Below are 18,689 nucleotides of genomic sequence, written 5' to 3'. Positions count from 1 at the left end.
GAAGAGAAATGGGGATGAAAATCAATGAATTTTCGGAGCGAACTGGCTTGCCACCAAGTACTCTTCGATTCTATGATCAAAAAAGATTGTTAGAGCCTAAAAAACGTTTAGAAAACGGCTATCGGATTTATACAGACGATCAACTATCCCAAGCATTAATGATTCATTCACTCCGTTTGGCTGGTATTAGCATTGAAGACATTTATCAGTATTTGCATTCAAATGAGGAAGAGATGGAACGCTTAATTTCCAATTGGAGACATGATGTAGATTCGAAGATATCTTCATTGAAGATTGCCAAACAATATTTAAATGGTGTGACTGCTAAAGAGCAGCATATCAATTTAGTTAAATGGGATGAGTCCGTAGTATTTATATGGTTTAGACATGAAGTGCAAAGAAAAATAAGCCCTTTTCAGTCTGTGATGATCTCGAGTTCAGAGAAGGTTAAAAAATTGGGGCTAGGAGTTAGACCCGGTATTTTTATAAGAACATTAGAATCAAAAGGGAATACAATGGTCGGCGAAGTAGGATTCATCCTGAATAAAGAATATCCATCCAACTTGGGTGATGTGAGTAATATGTATATAGAGCAACAAGAACCAGCGCTTTACGCTACGATGGAGTGTAATGTGCACGATCCGTTTATCTGTTTTAATTTTATGAGGCTCGTCCATCGTTTCGGTTTTAAGTCAAAAGGTTTAAAGTTAGAGAAGTTCGAGTCACCAATCGAAAGTACTTTTAGTTACATGATTCCACTTTTAGCTCCTCATTGATTCTATAAATAATGGGCGTTGGATGAACTGCACCCAAAGAATTTCAAAAAGGTCTGAACGTTAAGAAACTATTCTGGATGAACCCATACTTTAGTAACGAGATGTTATACTTATTATGCAAATTTGACTGATTTTCAATAAGATCAATCTTCCGTAAACGGGGTAGGTTGTTATGAACATAGAATCGACTAAAGGAGTGGGTTTCTTGAAAGCTAAATGTCTCATATTCAATGAATTTGGCAACCCCCAAGAAGTGCTTAAAGTTGAATATAAAGATATTCAACCTCCGAAAGAAGACGAAGTACTTGTGCGCATGGTAGCCAGACCAATTAACCCATCTGATTTAATACCGATAAGAGGTGCTTACTCTCATAGAATTGCATTACCAAATATTCCGGGTTATGAGGGAGTCGGAATTATTGAAAACGTAGGTCCCACGGCATCTCGAAGTCTTATTGGCAAACGTGTTTTGCCTTTGAGAGGAGAAGGCACTTGGCAAGAGTTTGTTAAAACAAAAGCAGAATATGCAGTAGTAATTCCAGATTCTATTGATGACAGTACAGCTGCGCAAATGTACATAAATCCAATTACAGCGTGGGTTATTTGTACGGAAGAATTAGAGTTAAAACCAGATGATGTCCTCTTGGTCAATGCTTGCGGTTCAGCTATCGGGCATATTTTTACTCAATTATCAAAAGTTCTCGGCTTCCGATTAATTGCGATAACCAGGAATGATAAATACTCAAAGGATCTACTAAAGTTCGGTGCTTCTCATGTGATTAATACCTCTCTATATCCATTGCGTGAAACAGTTATGGATTTAACTGGTGGAGTTGGAGCCGATGCAGCTATTGATTCGATTGGAGGAGCAGCTGGTAATAACTTAGCATTTTGTGTTCGTCCTGAAGGTGCTTTTTTATCCTTAGGTCTTTTATCAGGAATCCAAGTAGACTGGGCAAGAATTACAAATGAGACAAAAGTGAATGCAAAATTATTTCATTTGCGGCATTGGAATAATAGGATCTCCGCGAAAGCTTGGCAAGAGACGTTTAACCATTTAATCACATTGATCATAGATGAAAAAATCAGTCTTATGAGGCCTGAATCATATTTCAGCTTATCGGAAATACGGGAAGCCGTTCGGATCGTTGAGTCTTCGGATGGAAATCAAGGTAAGGTGATCTTAACGAACTGATAGGGCCATTTATTGCCTTACATGGTGTGATTGTTGTAAATCATAAACCGAATTCCTTGCTTTAGCGAGGATGTAACAAAGGTACAAAAACTATCTTTTATCCGTGAAGCAAAAAAGAGCTTTATAGCTCTTTTGATTAGACTTTCAAATGCAAAATATGTTGAGGCCCCTTTGGACCTTCATAAAATTCGTTCTCGTCTACAAATCCTGTTTTTAAGTAAAGATTGTAAGCAGGCGTGTTCTTTTGGTTGACACCGAGTACAAATTCATCAGTTCCAAAAAGGTTATTTCTAACAAACTCAGGTAATAGCTGCAGCCCAATTTTGGCTAATCCCTTTCCTTGATTTCTAGCATCGATTGAGAAAGATGTCAGCAAACGAGCAGTAGGATTAGTACTATACTTTAAAAGCTTTTCGCCATCTTCTAGAGCAAAATAACCTACAGGAACACCGTCTTCGAGATTTAAGACATGGTTAGCAGTGCTAGAAACAGAAGGATTGTTGATTTTATCTAATGGCATACTTGTAAATTGGAGTTGTTCTTCCGGTAAATAGTAGTTGGATAGGTGTTCCTCGTATGTATCGGTATACTCAACCAGCACAACTGAAGCTTTAGTAGACAGCATTATACGAACCTCCGAATTAAATTAATCCCAAACACGTACTCTTGGAACCCCAGCCGTTCTTAAATAATCCAGTAATTGACCGGTATGGACTGATTCATGATAGGCGACTCTTAGCAACATATCACCCAAACTTCTTATGTAACCTGAATCAGAACGATCAATATTAATATTTGATAAATCTTCTTTTGAAAATGACTTAACCGTTTCTAAGAACTGATTTCTAAATGGTTCTGCAAATTTCAATTCCGCATCTACAGTAGAAAAAGGTCTATTTTCAAATGGAGAGTCAAATACCTCCAAACTGCCCCTATTTTGGATGGCTAAATGGTAATAATGCTCACTTTCTAGCACATGCCTAATCGTCTCTATACAAGTCATTGCCTCATCGTCGGGCTTCCAGTTCAGTTTTTCTTCGGGGATCGATGTCCATACTTTAATACTTCTTCTTCGTACTTCGCTGAAATTTAATAAAATTAAATCGATTGAGTTCATCATTTATTCTCCTTTCATCGGTATGTATTAAATATACACGAATGAACGTTCGGAAGAAAGGATAGATTTTGGGAGAGCTATTAAAAAAACAGAAGTTAGATTTAAAGTCTATCTTCTACTGCAACGTCGAATTTTGATACGATGGTTTCTTATACTACTAAAAAGGCTGGTAGGAACATTTCCGTAATGCTGATTGCTGCCGTTTTGGCAACTAAAAATGGATTCGGTACGTGTAGGAGTGTTGTAATTGGGTCTTCTGAGATAAAAAACGACCGCATAAGCAGTCCTCTAAATCTATTTCACTTTCGATCGTTCAACAGAAAGAGATGCAAAGATGACAATAGGCGAGATCGTCACAATCAGAAGTATTATTTTCACTATGTTTTCCATGGAATCGGCCTTGACGAAGTTAAATATCGTAAACCATAGCGCAATGATCGGTAGAATGAGCTTATTTATATGTTTCATTAGTAAAAACTTCATGCTTCTTCTTACTTTAACGACCGTCCCGATATTAGGGATGTCCAATTCGTTTCTTGTCGTTGCAGGAATACCGATATATAAGTGACTATCTGTAAATTCGTCTTCGACTTTAAAAACTTCCCCAATATGTTTTGTATCTAAGTCAAGTATCGGTAATTTCACACGTTTCCCGTTGTAGGCAATGACGATTTTTTCGCTTTCTTCGACACCTAGAAATCTCCTGATGTTTGGGTGGATTCTAGAAACTTTATGGCTTTCATCGAACGGATAAATATATCCAATTCGCAGCTCTATCTCACGATATCCGATGAACCAATTTCCGATAGTTTTTACTGTGTTATTACAAATAGATAATATCTTTTTTATGATTTTTCGAGTCATTGAGACACTCTCAATGGGTGATTGAGTAATGACAAGTTTTGTATTACTATCTTTTTCTAAGTTGAGAAGTAACATATGATATCGGTTGATAAAGACTTTATTTTGTGTCATGTTGTCTTTTCTTGCGCGTAACTGTAGCTTCATTCTAAAGCCAGTCTTGATATTTATGAGTTCCACTTGGTTAGAGTACTTTGCAATTAGATCAGGGGAGGCATAGACAATTTTCTTTTTAATATCATCCACTTTTGGAATTCCTCGATTGATAAATTGAAATTCAGCGGGATGAATGAAGATGGACTTCGTTTTGGAATCCAAACATTGTAAGCACCTTTTCGATAGTTTTGCTTGTCCAATTTGGATAGTAGAATTGGAAAGAATCATACATCTAACTTCATTGCCGTATTCGTCCCCGACTGTAACATAAAGATGGTTTTCCGTTTTTAATTTTGTTAAATCGTTTGGGTGAACTTCTATTTGATGTCTTGCGACGAATGAAGGCGTGTTTGTCAAAATATAGCTGGGTGTTTCCATTACAATGATTCCTTTCCGAAGTGATCGACAATGTCAACTAACGATTGCAGCAATGTCGAAAACTGAGCCGTATTATTCGGGTTGCGATACAAATAATTAATCTCCATTTGTATCGCATTGATGTTCAGTTTATGTTTAGTGAAGTGAGTGACCGTTCCTTTATGGGAAGCAGGGAATGTATCATTCAATCGAATATCATGAATTCCATTCTGATTGAACAGACTTTTCATAATGGAAACACTTGTTTCGTCAATAGACGTTCCATCCATCGTTCCTAAATCGATATCGAATTCTCGAGTGGCGGCAGCACCATGCAAATCGATCACAAGACGAATATCATGTTGTGTGCAAATTTCTTTAACCGCATCTTTGTATTTGCCGCCAATCGTGTAGTTTGGATCTTCATCTGCTATTCGATTACTATAAATACAAAAACAGTTTGTATAAAGTTGAATAATAGACGCAATCGTCCCCGTATATAAATCCGCTTTTTTCACTTCATTATTCCTCATATGATTGACAGAATGCGGTGCTGAAAGTAGCACCGGCTTCGTCCCAAGCTTCACATCATATGGAAAGAGAGAATGTTCAAATCCATTGTAGTCATTATAAGAAAATTGGCTTTCGATAATATCCGACATGCTCTTTACATCCGATTTAGAGAACATAATCTGCTCCTTTTTCAGTGAATTCTACTACATAGTAACATAGTGTGATAGGATGGTTTGGGAAATTTTTCGGAATTCCCTGGCCTGTTTTATTGCAACTGGCTTGCAACGCAATGAAGCGTAATCGCAACGCAATGAATGGGGCTCGCAACGCAATGAAGCGTAATCGCAACACAACGAACGGGGCTCGCAACGCAATGAAGGGTAATCACAACACAATGAACGGGGCTCGCAACGCAATGAAGCGTAATCACAACACAACGAACGTGGCTCGCAAGGCAATGAAGTGTAATCGCAACACAACGAACGTGGCTTGCAAAATAATGAAGCGTAATCGCAACGCAATGAACCGGGCTTGCAACGCAATAAAGGCAAATCGCAATGCAATGAATGTGGCTCGCAACACAACGAATGAGACATCTCTCCGCAAGCATGTGCTCAAGTTTTTCAACAGCTTCTAGTGATTCCATTTAACTATGCATTTTTAATCGTTTTATTGCAAAAGTAACAACAAATGGATAATATAAAAGTAGCTGTGTATATGGGTAGTGGAGGGAGAAAAGACATGGTGTTAAGTATCAACAAACGTACTGAAATATCCTCTGATAAGTTGTATGATTTCTTTCAAGAAAACTTCGATAAGCAATATGAACAAAATGAAATTGACGTCACGGAGTTGGAACTGTCGATTGAAGATATAAAAACGAATTTTAAACCGGAAAAGAATCCGGTCGTAAAGGACTTGGTCAGTGAGTACGGCGAGGTTATTTCCACGACGGTGATAAATGCATTCGGGCTAGGGCCTTTCTTTCATCAAAAAGATCAAACTGGTGGACAGGTTACGACCATACATAATGCACAAAACGAAATTTATGCCAATGAACAAACTTCTTATCGGCGTGAAAAATATAAATATAAAGCAGCCGCGGATCAGGTCCGTGCGGAGAATTTTAATAAAAACGGTGCTTATATAGATGGTTATACAGGCAAAGTTACCGATTCACCGAATGTGGATCATATCGTTCCGTTGAAAAGCTTCCATAAAAACGGCGGTTTCATGCTGAGTGATGACGCGAAGGCAAATTTCGCAAGTGACAAACGGAATTTGATTGTCATCGATGGATCTGTGAATAAATCAAAGAGCGACCAATCATTGGAGGAATTCATTTCAAATACGCCTAAAAGTCAGGAGGCCACAAATAAGGAGCGATTCGGTTTGGATGGCCGACGTACGCGTGCAGCGGGACAACGGGGAAACGAAGCTTACGATGATCATGCACCTACAAAACTACAGAAGGCCACTTACTATACAAAAGAAGGCGGAAAAGCGGCCGTTACAGAAGGATTGACGTTGGGCATTCGCCAAGCATGGGGCATGTTTATGTATGTCTTCTCAAAGGAGCTTTTTGAGGAATTTAAAAAAGAACGCAGTGAGTTCAAAAGGTACTATAAAGAAAAAAGGCTGACGAAAGAACTGAAGGCAATGCTTTCACGTGTTGTGACGAAAGTGAAGAACCAGCTTTCCAATATTATGAGTGCGTTAGGCGAGGGGATTGTTTCCGGCTTTTTCAGCAGTATTCTCACAACGATCATCAATTGCTTTAAAACGACAACGAAAAGGATTGTCCGCATTATACGGGAAGGTGTGCTTTCGATTGTCCGGGCAATAAAGATGCTGATTTTCCCGCCAAAGGATATGACTTATCAGGAAGCGATTCGGGAAGCTATTAAGTTGTTAGTCTCCGGTTTGTTTGTTGCAGGGGGATTATTCATTGAGGAAATCGTTGAGAAGAAGTTGGTAGCGCTCGGGATTCCTGGTGGCATTGCAAATATTATTTCAACGACGTTAGTCGGGATTATGACGGGAATTTGCATCGTGACGGTTGTTTACTTGATTGATAAGTTAGTGGACGAACTCCCTTCGACGAAGACGCTTGTTGAAAAATCGAAAGAATTGATGCAGCACGGGAATAAGCTGGAACTTCAATATAGCGCGGTTTCCAAGGATATTTTTTATGATAAAGACGAGCATTTCATGAAACGGATTAAAAGGACAGATCAAAATGTAGACGACATGATCGACTTTTTTGACAAGGAGGATTAACATGCCACTACCATTAGCCATTATTGCCGGTGCCGCTGCGCTAGCCGGGGCAGCAGGAGCGACGGGATATGTAGCGGGACGCAAATCCCGAAACGCAGAAGTTGCTGAACTAAAAAATACGATTATCCAGTTACAACAGCAAATCGAAAAGTTGAATACAATTATCGAAAAGCAAAATCATACGATCCAAGTGTTAAAGGCAGAAAATAAAAGCCTGAATGCACTGCGGATTATTGAAAAAAGCAAGTTGAAAAAACGTACGCGCGGCGCGATTTTGTTTGAATATGCGATGTTTGAGTATATGGAATTTCTGCGGTTAGAAGTGAATGGCACCCGTGATTTGGATGAAACGGAAAGTACAATCTTCGCCATCCTCGATAAGATGTTTCACGGAAAGAGCATCTTGTTGGAGGAGAAGGGCTTGATTAAAATGTATATTTCCAATAAATATTCCTATGAAGTGAAGCACTTAATTTCATTGAATGAAAATGCATTAGAGAGTGTCGATGGAGGTCAACATGCTTCTTAGTATCGTGTATTTCATAATCGGCTTTGTAAAGCAGTTATTCTTCGGAGGGCTAGGTCTCGGCCTCGTTTCGTTAATATTAGGATTCCTATTCCCGCCGGCCCTTTTTGTTGTCGTCCCTTTAGGTGTGATAGGGTTATTGATATCCTGTTTTACAGAAGGGAAGGAAATGGCGTCGGATTACTTGGCTGCGAAACAAGCAAATAAATATAGGAAAAGAAATATTAAGGCAGCCGAAAGAAAGAAAAAGAAGCTCAGAAAAGTATTCGATGAACATGAACTATTTGAGTTTGACCGTGCACTGCGTGAGGTGAACCGTGAATTCCAATCATAATGGCTCTTTTCCGTGTACAATGTGTGGCGGGTGTTGCCGCAACATCGACAAAGTGGAGGAGTTGGCTGAGTACAACAATGGCAAAGGTGTCTGTGTCTATTTGTCTCCTACAACGAATTCATGCCTGATTTACAACCGAAGGCCGGAGATTTGCAGGATTGATAAGATGTATGAGCGTCACTATAAGGATACATTGTCGTTAGAAGAATTCTACGACTTGAATAAAAAGGCTTGCAATGAAATCCAGGAAGCGTTGAGTTTGCCTAGCTCATTTCGTTTGACGTGATGTAGAGGGGCGTAACAAGAAGGTTGATATCATAGAAAAATAAAACGAACGTCCGCACTGGACGTTCGTTTTGTGTTGCATGATTTAACAATCTTGAATGTGGCCATGTACTCCGTAACATTCACATCAATTGATGAACCTTATCTAAATCCACATTCCCACCCGAAATGACAGTTACAATGTTTTTACCTTGGATATTTACTTTATTGAACATAGCCGTTGCTACCGTCGTAGCACTCGATGGTTCTATCAGTTGTTTCGTCCTTTCTAAAACGAAGCTGAATGCCTGCCGGATTTCCTCTTCGCTCACAAGGACAAGATCGTCAAGATACTTCATAAGAACAGGGAAGGTGAGGTCGCCTGGTTGACTGGATCTTAATCCATCCGCGATGGTAGCAGTAGCATCAATCGCGGTGATTTTCTTGTTTTGCAATGACAGGTATGTGTCATCGGCAAGCTCAGGCTCTACACCGATCACTTTTATTTTCGGATTCGTTTCTTTAATGGCAGTCAGAATTCCGGATAGAAGTCCACCGCCTCCGATAGGGACAATGATCGCATCGACATGTTCCACCTGATCCAATATTTCTAATCCAACCGTTCCCTGTCCCGCCATAATGAATGGGTCGTCATAAGGAGGGATGAATATACCGTTTTCAAGATCGGCAATCGCCTGTGCTCTTGGTATGCGCTCTGCAGATGTAGTCCCGCACATTTCGACTTTGCCATTGTAAGCTTGAATGGCGTTCACTTTACATTTGCTAACAGTTTCAGGAACGACAATTGTAGCCGGAACTCCATATTTATTGGCAACGTAAGCAACGGCTTGGCCGTGATTGCCAGATGACGCTGCTGTTACATACTTCGCGCCATTTTCAATCGCATGTATAACTTTGTTGCTTGCTCCTCGTATTTTAAACGAACCTGTCTTTTGTAAGTGCTCCGATTTTAAAAATAGCTGATTGCCACATAGTTTGGAGAGTTGTTCGGATTGTAGAATTGGCGTTATATGCGCGATAGCGCTGATACGTTCTCTTGCTTCTTTCACTTCTTGTAATGAAATCATGTGCTTTATCCCTCCTATTTGCCTAGCAAAGTGTCACTTCCATTATACAGCTAATAAATAGAATCAATGTTACATTCGGAAATATTTAAAGTCAATCGCAACGCAATGAAGGCGGTGTGTATCACAATGAAAGTCAATCGCAACACAATGAAATCGGCGCGCAACACAATGAAAATGCCGCAATAACCTAAATAGAACAGGCGGCGAAAAACGAATCGTTTTTCACCGCCTGTTCTTTCTGTCCGCAGAGCGTTTCAATCAAATGTTAGAAATCAATCCCAATCGCCGCACCATTACGACTGGAATCGGCAACTCCTTTGTAAATGCCTTCTTTCTGGTCAATCCAGATGCTTTGGACATTCCCGATTACCGTTGAGTTCTCACCGAATTTATGGCCCATCTTCCGCAATTGCTCCATCACTTCTTCTGGAATGCCTTCTTCATAGCGGTAGGAAGAGGTGTTGTTCGTATAGATTCTTGGCTCTTCGACTGCCGCTTTTAGTTCCATGTCATAGGCAATGGAATGGATGATCGTTTGCAGCACCGATGTGATGATAGTCGGGCCACCCGGCGATCCGACGCTCATGACCGGCTTGCCATTTTTATAGACGATTGTTGGTGTCATACTGCTAAGCGGTCGTTTATTCGGTTCGACTTGATTCGCCCCGCCTGGCACAGCATCAAAATCAGTTAGTTCATTATTCAGCATGATGCCATAGCCCGGTACCATGATGCCTGTACCGAATAATTGCTCGATCGTTGTTGTGTAGGAAACGACATTGCCCCATTGATCAGCAACAGAGAAGTGTGTTGTCTCGCCCGGATTTTTATCATCCGGTTGTTCGACAATTACAGCTTCCTTCGCTGCACTCTCATATGCCCATGGGTCTCCAGCTTCCGGTTTTTCATTCATGGAGTCAAGATTAATCAAGGCTAAACGCTCTTGAATGTAGTCGGGGTGAAGCAATCCTTCTAATGGAACATCAATAAATTCCGGATCTCCTGCATAAGCCGCGCGGTCTGCGTAGGCAAGGTGCATCGCTTCCGCAAGCAAATGATATTTCTCCCATGATTTCACATCGTATTGAGATAAGTCTACGCCGTCAAGGATGCCAAGCATTTGAAGCAAGAACACTCCGCCTGAACTTGGTGGCGGCATGCTAGCAATCTGGTAGCCTTTGTATTCTCCCCAAATTGGCTCGTCCAACGTCACCTCGTAAGCTGCCAAGTCTTCAGTTGTCATAGAGCCGCCGTATTGCTGGACAACGTCTGCAATCGCCTCGGCAATTGCTCCTTTATAAAATGCATCAGTTCCTTCTGTTTTAATAAGTTCAAACGCTTTTGCCAAATCGCTTTGAATGAGAATGTCCCCTTCACGCAATGGTTGTCCATTCGGAATGAATACATCTTTAGCCGCAGTTCGGTGAAGCATTGCTTTATTATCCTCAATTGCCTCTGCAAGAACATAGTCAATTGGGAAGCCATCTCGTGCGAGTTGAATAGAAGGGTCGATCAATTCCTCCATCGACATTGTTCCCCATCGTTCAAGCGCTTCTTCAAGACCTTTCAACGTTCCAGGCACGCCGACAGCCTTACCGCCAGTTGCTCTTTCTGCAAAAGGGATCGGGTCTCCGTGGTCGTAAAGGAACATATCCGGTGTAGCTCCAGCAGGCGCCCGCTCACGGCTGTTCAAGATTAACGTCTCATCTGCTTCAGCATCATAATACATAAGGAATCCGCCGCCACCGATACCTGACATCATCGGTTCGGTGACGTTCAAAGCAAACTGGATCGCAACCGCAGCATCAATCGCATTTCCTCCGTTTTTAAGAACCTCAGCTCCGATTTGACTCGCAAGCGGATGCGCGGTCGTCACCATACCATCCAGACCAGTCGCCACCTGACGATAATTGTCGTAATTCATATCCAATTCTTTAGCCATCCCCATAGGCAACATACTGAACACGAGCACCAAACTTAACGGAACTGCAAACAGCCATCTCAAACGCTTCTTCATCATCCCACCCCTTAAAAAGTAGTTGTGAACTGCCAATTTTGTAACTGGAAGCCTCCCTTCTCTTTATTGTGGAAAATTGTAGTGAATAGACTACAATAATACGATTATATTGAATTGGTTGATAAATTGCTAACTATATACTTCGAGAATGGAAGTTTTGGATTTTAGAAGGGGGATTAGTGAAGAAAAGCTTTCTAGGAAAAGAAGAAGTCAACCAGATGGCTGGTTGACTTTTATTGTTCATTTAATGAATAACAAATACTCAAGAGGGATCCATTCTCCAGGATGCACCGAAACTGAATTGCTGATGCCGTATCCGAAAATATAGTATCCTTTTTGATAATCCTAGGAGCTGAAATGTCCATATGGATGTTGCTTACGTCCAAAATTGTCGCGAATGCTCCTCCGATCATATTCGTTAATTCGCAGCAAAAGGAGTCGAGCATATCACCATCCAATGCCAAGCCATACATTCTCTGCGCAATTGAATTAAAGGCATCGTGGTTACCAATGATGGCCAATTGCCCTTTCAAGTCTCCGATGGTTTCGATCATAATGCCGTGTTCGATGTGGTGCAATTGCTGTAGTACTGGTTTTTCAAAAGCTATCTCCATCGGGACAATGTTTTTTATGGACGTGTAAATGCCATTCGATAAGAAGTGAATGTTGTCTTTTATGTTTGTATTTATTTCTTCAGCTAGTACCACGTTACAATCTCCTTCAATTTATTGTTACCGCTTCATTGCCTGCATGTGTCGCTTTCAAAGCGATAAGGCTCAGATCTTTTTCACTGATTCCGAGTGTTTCCGCTAGTGTAAGCGCTCCTGAATAGTCCAAACGTTCAAGAGCCTGGACGATGCGAAGATAAGGAGTCATTTCTGTCTTATGTCCGCATAATGTATCAATGATCTCCGTCGTTACAGGCATCAACGGAAAGATATAGGACGGTTCCTGCTTCAGAATGACATCGATAAGTGAAAACATTCCTAACATGTAGTATTCATCTGTGTTCTGCTTTCCGCAATGTGCAGCTAACAGTTCACATAAATTTGCTCGTGCTACTGAATAGTTCATCAACACCTTTGCACGCCCATCCGGTTCTTGGGAGCATTTTTGATAAATGGCCAGAAATTGAATCCATTTATTAAAATCTTTCAACCCCATAATGACAATCGCTTGATGAACGGAGATGACTTTCTTTGAAGACTTGAAAGCATATGTGTTCAAGTGCTTTAGAAGTTTATAAGACAATGATATGTCCTGCATAATTAAAGCGGCAATTTTCTCAATGTTGGGTGTCTCTTCATTCAACAATTTTAGAATTTCAAAATAGAGCAACGTGTCAGCGGGTAATTTATTGTTCTTCACGATATCAGGCTTCGCAAAAAAATAACCTTGGAATAGTTCATAGCCTATTGATTTTCCTTGATTAAATTCTTCTTCAGTCTCCACTTTTTCGGCTAGAAAGGTGATATGAGGGTACGTCGTTTTTAAGGATTCAATGGCGGCTCGCTGTGATTCGGTAGTGGACATAAAATCAACTTTTATGAGATCGATTAGTTGAAATAAGGCCGGGTACAAATTGAATTGCTTTTGAAGAATAAAGTCATCTAGCGCCAGTTGGAATCCGGCCCTCTTTAACTTTTGCAGTTTGGAAAGAATGACGGGAGTAATTTCCACATCCTCTAGAATTTCAATGATAATCCGATCCGGGTCGAGCGTGTCAAAAATATCCGTCGTGAGAAGTGAAGCTGAAAAATTGACGAATGTTTTCTTTGCTGCAATATGCTCAAATCCTGGTGACAAATATGTGTTGACGATAACTCCGATTGTAGCAATCTCCGGATCGATATCCGGAAAAAAGTTTTTATTGCTATTTCGATAAAGTAATTCATATGCAAATAAATTACCCTTCGCATCTAAAATAGGTTGTCTTCCTACAAAAATTTCTTCCAATTCCTCGCACCTCATTAGTTTTAATTATCACAAACACATTTGAAGTAGAGTCTAAGGTGGTATACGGAAATAAATCAGATGGGAAAAATAATCTTTTTCCCATCCGATTTATTCACTTTATACTTTGAATCGACCGACCATCTCTTGCAAATCCTCAGCCATTTTTGAGAGGGAGGCAGAGGAGTTTGAGATCTCTTCCATTGATGCCATCTGTTCTTCAGAAGCTGCTGCAACATTTTGTGTGTTGGATGCGGAAGTATGTGCGATACTTGCCATTTCCTCAATTGACGCGTTAATTTGTTCCGCGCTTGCCGCCACTTCTTCCGTGATCGCTGACACTTCTTGAATTTGGCCTGCGACATTTTCGATTGACTCCAATATTCTTCCGAATCCATCATCTGTCTGTTGGACGGCAGTCAATCCGAGCGAGACTTCTTCCGTTCCTTTTTGCATAACGGTAACAGCATGGTTTGTATCTCTTTGTATTTGATTGATCAGACCAGTAATTTTCTCGGCTGATATTTTTGATTGCTCTGCAAGGTTCCGAACCTCGTCGGCAACGACAGCAAATCCTCTTCCATTTTCCCCAGCGCGTGCCGCTTCAATCGCGGCATTTAATGCCAACAGATTCGTCTGGTCCGCGATCCCTGTAATCACTGCGATGATTTCACCGATTTCGTTCGACCGCTTTTCCAATTGGCGAATGACAGCAGCCGTATCATCTACAGTGGCGTGAATCGTATTCATTTGCTGGATGACCTGTAGTAAAGACTCGTGGCCAAGATGCGCTTCTTTAGTCGTTTCAACAGCTACTTCCGAAACTGTGGAAGTTGTTTCCGCAATTTGCTGTATGTTGTCAGCCATTTCTTGCATCGATGTAGAACTTTCGGCAGCCCCTATCCCTTGAGCTTCTGCGCCGGAAGCGACTTCCTGAATGGATGAGGCGATTTGGCTTGTCGCCATTGTCGTCTGCTCGGTGCTTGCAGTTAACTCTTCAGAAGATGCAGCCACTTGCTGTGAAGTGAGACTTACTTGTTGTATCATCTGCCGTAGGCTGCCTATCATTTGATTAAATGACGTAGCTAATTCACCAAGTTCATCTTTTGAATTGATAGCAAGCTCTCTTGTTAAGTCGCCTTCCCCTTCCGCGATTTCCTTCAATTGAAGGTTGATCGTCCGGATTGGCCGAACAACTGAACGAACGAAAAGAAGGCTCAGGATGACTGCGATGACTCCAGTAATGACCAATGCTAGGGCGATCGATGTTAATAATGAAAAAATCGTCTCCCCAACTACAGAAATTGGAGGGCCGACTAACCACATGCCAATCACTTCGCCATTTTTATTAGTAATTGGCTGATACATCGTTAAGTGTTTCTGTCCGACAATATCAGCTTCCCCTATGTACGTCTCTCCCTTATCCAAAACGATGGCCGCAATTGTGGGATCACTTTTCGTTCCGATTGCTCGTTCTCCATGTTCACCAATAACATTTGTCGCAACTCTAATATCCCCTTGGAAGATGGTCACTGCGCCATTTGTGATGGCACCGAGCTCTTCCAACAACTTATTGTTACCAGTCATGATAGAGTTGCCTTTATATAGCTCACCATTTTTAATATCCCAATCGCCCTCATACTTTTCATCTAGCCATTTATAGCCGATTTCAGAGACGATTTTCACTCTATCCTCATACACATTCATCATACTTTTATCAATTTGAAAAAACGCCACAACTCCAATGACAAGTGATAAAAAGAGGATAATTCCAATGACTAAAAGGTTGAATTTCGTCGAAATACTGTTGCGTTTTAATCTTTTCAACTACAAGACTCCATTTCTAATTTGTATTCCATAGGACTAATATACTTAAAATTTCAACCTAACTATAGTATCACTAAATTTGAAGAATGCCAAGTAGGGTAGGACTTTTTGCCGTGATATATTGGTTAGGTTTTTTAAGAGTTATTACATAACAGTTTGAAAGTTTTCGTGTGATAGAGGGGGACTTAGTCTGTGAAAATCAATGATCACCTGGCTTCTGTATAGCTGAAGCCAGGTGATCATTATTTTTACTGTGGAAGTCTGTATTTGACAGATATTTTGTTTTGATTGAACAGAGCTCTTCAAGTTATTCGATTTTCGTCCCATTTCCAGAAACAAGTTTCAATTGATCATTTTCGTAGCGTACTTCGTATGTCACCTTGTATTTGCTAAACTGGCTGGATCCGTTAACGAATTCTTTGGCGGTAATGATACCGACTATCGAAACAGTATCATCGGTTATAGTAGAGGTTACATTATCGATTTCGACAGAATCAGTCATTAAATAGCCATTCCGGAAATTTTCGAAATCCGTATTTGATTTCCATTTGCTTCCTAATAGGGAGTATGCAGTGACATAGTCTTGATAATTAATGTTCTCATAGAAATAATTCACAAGATATAATGCATAATCTTCCATTGAATATGTTGTTTCTTGTGAGTATAAATCGTTGGATGCGATGTTAACTTCAGGTAATGCAGTCATCGGAGAGGCTGACCAACCTTCCAATATATGAATGACGTTGACAATCGGGATGCTAAATCCGATAGTACCTTGGTCAATTCCTGCTGAATTAATTCCTATCACTTCACCTGTTTTACTATCAACAAGTGGTCCACCGCTATTTCCAGAAGTGATAGGAGCAGAAATTTGAAAGACATCTTCGTAGTGAAATGGCTCTAGATCAAAGTCACGGTCGACGCCGCTAATAATGCCAGTCGTGACTGTATTTTGAAGGCCTAATGGACTTCCTAATGCCAACACTTCATCCCCGATTTCCGCTTTTCTTTCTTTTGCTATTTTAAGCGGTGTTGTTCCTTCTAATGCGCTAACTCGAACGACTGCGATATCAGTATCTCTGCTAATGCCAATGACAGTTCCTGTGAATTCCCGTGAATCAGACATGCTGACTGTCACGTTTTTTGCATTGGCGACTACATGTGCATTTGTCACTATGTCCCCTTTATGATTATAAAGAAAACCGGAACCTAAAGAACCATCAGGTAATTGGATTTTAACAACAAGTTTTTCAGTTTCATGGATTATCTCTTTAAGTTCAGTTGGAACTACCTTGTCATCTGTTTCCGTTGTATCTGTCTGTACTAGCAAAGCAGATGGAGCTGTTAGTTGCTTGGGGACGAGGTTCTTAATTGTAATAAACCCATAAATACCTCCGCCTAAAATTAGCAGAGAGAAAGAAATACTAATGACCCAATTTTTCATACGATTCACCTTCTTCAATCGAGGTACCATGTAATATTGTCGATTTCTACATACACATCTTGGTAGACCCCGTAATAAGTATATTCAAAGAATCCCCATTTCCCAGGATTCAAGTAATAAGGATAAACGGTTGTACTCCCACTTCTAAGGTAGGTGTTGTATTCATCGTAAATCGAATACTCAACCGTAACATTATATAGGCTTCTTGTTGCTATGTTTTGAACGTTACCAGAGATGTATAAGTCCCCATACTCATCAATTTCTACTGAAAAATCGTCTACATATACAGCCTTCGTTCTGTTTTCCAAATCCTCTAATGCAGCAACCTCCATTGCCTTTTCAATTTTTTCTTGTTCAGCTTTCTCGAATGCAGTTTTGCTATCTACAATACGATTTTTCAGTGCCAATAGCTTTTCATGATTTGCTGCAAACTGAAGCCCATTATCAACCGTTGAAATCGCATCAGAAAATTGATTTTCAGCAAGGTGTTTTTCTACCTTGTCACTACTGATTTGCATAATTTTATTCACAATTTCATTCTTTACGGAACTTGCCTCTTTTTCAGGCAAAGTTGATAAAACGGATAACTTGCCTCCAAGTTGGTCGATGGTAGTTAATTCATTCAGCTCTTTTTTGATTGTTCCGACGGTAATATGTACTGTTTGTTGTTCAGTTTTTGTTTTGTGATGATCAAATAGGGTGCTATCTTCTTTATTCAAATCCTCTTTTAATGTGATAAGAAGAGTAGACGCCTTTACAAAATCCGCCTTCTTGATGCTATTATTGATTTTATCGGCCTGTTCTTCATATTTCATTGCTCTCTCAATCAGACTCAAGTCATCATGTAGGGCGGAATATTGTGGGCGAAGTTTCTTTGCTTTTCTTAATAGAGATGAAGCTTTTTCATAATCCTTTGAAATGGCTACTTTTTCAGCTTCCGCCATCATCCCGATAACATCCTCGTTAATTGACTTTTCATGTAGATAATAAAATAGTAGACCTGTCGCTACTAAGGCTAATGTTGCAATTGGAAAAATGTACGGCAGCCAGTTCACTTTTGCACTTTTATCATTATTACGCTTCATGACGACCCCTTCTTTTTCATTTACAGGTAATGCAGTTTCATGTTGTGAAGGGACATCAATTTTTTCTTCCTCGGCCAGTTGCATCTGCTTTCCACAACTGGAACAATACTTTGAGTCATTCGCATTTTTTTCTCCACACTGATTACAATACATGCCTATCCTCCTATATTTCTCTATGAGAAAATCTTACCATATAATTGATTAAATAAAATATTATGCTTGAAGAATCGTTAGAGTAATTTACACTCATTATAAAATGGTTTACCCCGATGCGACCGAAGCGGAAGACGGATTTATTTACTGACTGGGAACGTGAGTGAGTTTGAAGGGATAACTGATATGGGAAGGGATGCTATCGTTTTATGATGGCATCCCTTTTCATGTCTCGATAATTTGCTAATGCTAATTGAAACATTTCTTTTACAGGGGAGTTCCTGAAACTGTAAGACTTACTCAATACCCTAGAGTGACAACAATAATGGAGGCAACGAGACTAAATGAAAAATAAACAGCGCCAAGCAATAGAATATGTTTAATACTTGGATACTCTTTTTTATAACCCAGTTTTTCACTATTTTTGCCTTCGAAGCTTCGTATGGATTGCTCTCTTTTATTGACAGTTGAAAAGAAATGTTTAGAAGAAGAGATGAAGGCATTGAAAAATCCAGCTTGAATGACTACTATCACGCTTCCAATGAGTAAAAAAAAGAGCCCGATAAAAAAGATGATATCCAATAAGTGGACAAGATTCATTGGTGAGAATAGTAGTGTACAGATACTTAACAGGAAAGGTACGGTAAGTAAGGAGGCGAAAAACAACTTTTTCATTGGTAGTATACTCCTTTAAGTTCTATAGGGAAATCAGCCTCTAAATAATTTATTGATAATTTAAATTC

19 protein-coding genes are annotated in these 18,689 nt (G+C 40.1%); 6 read left to right on the top strand and 13 right to left on the bottom strand.

Annotated features, from left to right (window positions below):
• Positions 1-8: 8 nt before the first annotated feature.
• Together ACR65H_RS00445 and ACR65H_RS00440 are read left to right on the top strand one after the other, a co-directional pair.
• Positions 9-776 (top strand): helix-turn-helix domain-containing protein, encoded by a 768-nt coding sequence (locus ACR65H_RS00445; protein ID WP_440498087.1) that lies wholly within the window; start codon positions 9-11, stop codon positions 774-776.
• Between the two features lie 205 nt (positions 777-981).
• Positions 982-1,971 carry a zinc-dependent alcohol dehydrogenase family protein gene (locus ACR65H_RS00440; protein ID WP_440498086.1) on the top strand — a complete coding sequence of 330 codons (990 nt, stop codon included), beginning with the start codon at positions 982-984 and terminating at the stop codon, positions 1,969-1,971.
• A gap of 136 nt (positions 1,972-2,107) precedes the next feature.
• Here ACR65H_RS00440 and ACR65H_RS00435 read toward each other — a convergent pair whose 3' ends face one another.
• From ACR65H_RS00435 to ACR65H_RS00415, 5 genes are all read right to left on the bottom strand, one after another.
• On the bottom strand, positions 2,108-2,596 hold the full coding sequence (locus ACR65H_RS00435; protein ID WP_440498085.1) for a GNAT family N-acetyltransferase: 489 nt from the start codon (positions 2,594-2,596) through the stop codon (positions 2,108-2,110).
• 21 nt (positions 2,597-2,617) lie between these two features.
• Complete coding sequence (locus ACR65H_RS00430) at positions 2,618-3,088, bottom strand: DinB family protein (RefSeq protein WP_440498084.1); 471 nt, start codon at positions 3,086-3,088, stop codon at positions 2,618-2,620.
• 149 nt (positions 3,089-3,237) lie between these two features.
• A complete protein-coding gene (locus ACR65H_RS00425) occupies positions 3,238-3,366 on the bottom strand; it encodes a hypothetical protein (RefSeq protein WP_440498083.1) in 129 nt (42 codons plus the stop codon).
• A 16-nt stretch (positions 3,367-3,382) separates the two neighbouring features.
• Positions 3,383-4,483 (bottom strand): hypothetical protein, encoded by a 1,101-nt coding sequence (locus ACR65H_RS00420; RefSeq protein ID WP_440498082.1) that lies wholly within the window; start codon positions 4,481-4,483, stop codon positions 3,383-3,385.
• Positions 4,483-5,151 (bottom strand): N-formylglutamate amidohydrolase, encoded by a 669-nt coding sequence (locus tag ACR65H_RS00415; protein WP_440498081.1) that lies wholly within the window; start codon positions 5,149-5,151, stop codon positions 4,483-4,485. Before ACR65H_RS00415 ends, ACR65H_RS00420 begins: the two co-directional genes overlap by 1 nt.
• A gap of 565 nt (positions 5,152-5,716) precedes the next feature.
• On the opposite strand from ACR65H_RS00415, the gene ACR65H_RS00410 reads away from it, so the two are divergent.
• Genes ACR65H_RS00410 through ACR65H_RS00395 form a run of 4 tightly spaced genes read left to right on the top strand, consistent with a single transcriptional unit; the run spans position 5,717 to position 8,401 of the window.
• Positions 5,717-7,255 (top strand): DUF1524 domain-containing protein, encoded by a 1,539-nt coding sequence (locus ACR65H_RS00410; RefSeq protein WP_440498080.1) that lies wholly within the window; start codon positions 5,717-5,719, stop codon positions 7,253-7,255.
• A gap of 1 nt (position 7,256) precedes the next feature.
• Positions 7,257-7,784, top strand: a complete 528-nt coding sequence (locus ACR65H_RS00405) for a hypothetical protein (protein ID WP_440498079.1) — start codon at positions 7,257-7,259, stop codon at positions 7,782-7,784.
• Entirely contained in the window at positions 7,774-8,115 is a 342-nt protein-coding gene (locus ACR65H_RS00400) for a hypothetical protein (RefSeq protein WP_440498078.1), read from the top strand. The genes ACR65H_RS00405 and ACR65H_RS00400 overlap by 11 nt, the downstream gene beginning before the upstream one ends.
• Before the next feature lie 19 nt (positions 8,116-8,134).
• The gene (locus tag ACR65H_RS00395) at positions 8,135-8,401 is read left to right on the top strand and encodes a YkgJ family cysteine cluster protein (RefSeq protein ID WP_440498575.1); all 267 of its coding nucleotides are present in this window, start codon (positions 8,135-8,137) and stop codon (positions 8,399-8,401) included.
• A gap of 121 nt (positions 8,402-8,522) precedes the next feature.
• On the opposite strand, the gene ACR65H_RS00390 is transcribed toward ACR65H_RS00395, so the two are convergent.
• The 8 genes from ACR65H_RS00390 to ACR65H_RS00355 form a co-directional block, all read right to left on the bottom strand.
• The gene (locus tag ACR65H_RS00390) at positions 8,523-9,467 is read right to left on the bottom strand and encodes a threonine ammonia-lyase (RefSeq protein ID WP_440498077.1); all 945 of its coding nucleotides are present in this window, start codon (positions 9,465-9,467) and stop codon (positions 8,523-8,525) included.
• Positions 9,468-9,732: 265 nt separating this feature from the next.
• Entirely contained in the window at positions 9,733-11,484 is a 1,752-nt protein-coding gene (gene ggt / locus ACR65H_RS00385) for a gamma-glutamyltransferase (protein ID WP_440498076.1), read from the bottom strand.
• A gap of 233 nt (positions 11,485-11,717) precedes the next feature.
• A complete protein-coding gene (locus ACR65H_RS00380; RefSeq protein ID WP_440498075.1) occupies positions 11,718-12,191 on the bottom strand; it encodes a chemotaxis protein CheX in 474 nt (157 codons plus the stop codon).
• Positions 12,192-12,204: 13 nt separating this feature from the next.
• On the bottom strand, positions 12,205-13,440 hold the full coding sequence (locus ACR65H_RS00375; protein ID WP_440498074.1) for an EAL and HDOD domain-containing protein: 1,236 nt from the start codon (positions 13,438-13,440) through the stop codon (positions 12,205-12,207).
• Positions 13,441-13,557: 117 nt separating this feature from the next.
• On the bottom strand, positions 13,558-15,264 hold the full coding sequence (locus ACR65H_RS00370) for a methyl-accepting chemotaxis protein (protein WP_440498073.1): 1,707 nt from the start codon (positions 15,262-15,264) through the stop codon (positions 13,558-13,560).
• A 307-nt stretch (positions 15,265-15,571) separates the two neighbouring features.
• On the bottom strand, positions 15,572-16,708 hold the full coding sequence (locus ACR65H_RS00365) for a S1C family serine protease (RefSeq protein WP_440498072.1): 1,137 nt from the start codon (positions 16,706-16,708) through the stop codon (positions 15,572-15,574).
• 14 nt (positions 16,709-16,722) lie between these two features.
• Positions 16,723-17,793 carry an FxLYD domain-containing protein gene (locus ACR65H_RS00360; protein WP_440498071.1) on the bottom strand — a complete coding sequence of 357 codons (1,071 nt, stop codon included), beginning with the start codon at positions 17,791-17,793 and terminating at the stop codon, positions 16,723-16,725.
• A gap of 453 nt (positions 17,794-18,246) precedes the next feature.
• A complete protein-coding gene (locus tag ACR65H_RS00355) occupies positions 18,247-18,621 on the bottom strand; it encodes a DUF3899 domain-containing protein (protein WP_440498070.1) in 375 nt (124 codons plus the stop codon).
• Positions 18,622-18,689: the final 68 nt, after the last annotated feature.

The organism is Sporosarcina sp. SAFN-015 (assembly GCF_059415085.1).
Note: the sequence above shows the minus strand (reverse complement) of the source record. Positions and strands in the feature narration are given on the sequence as shown.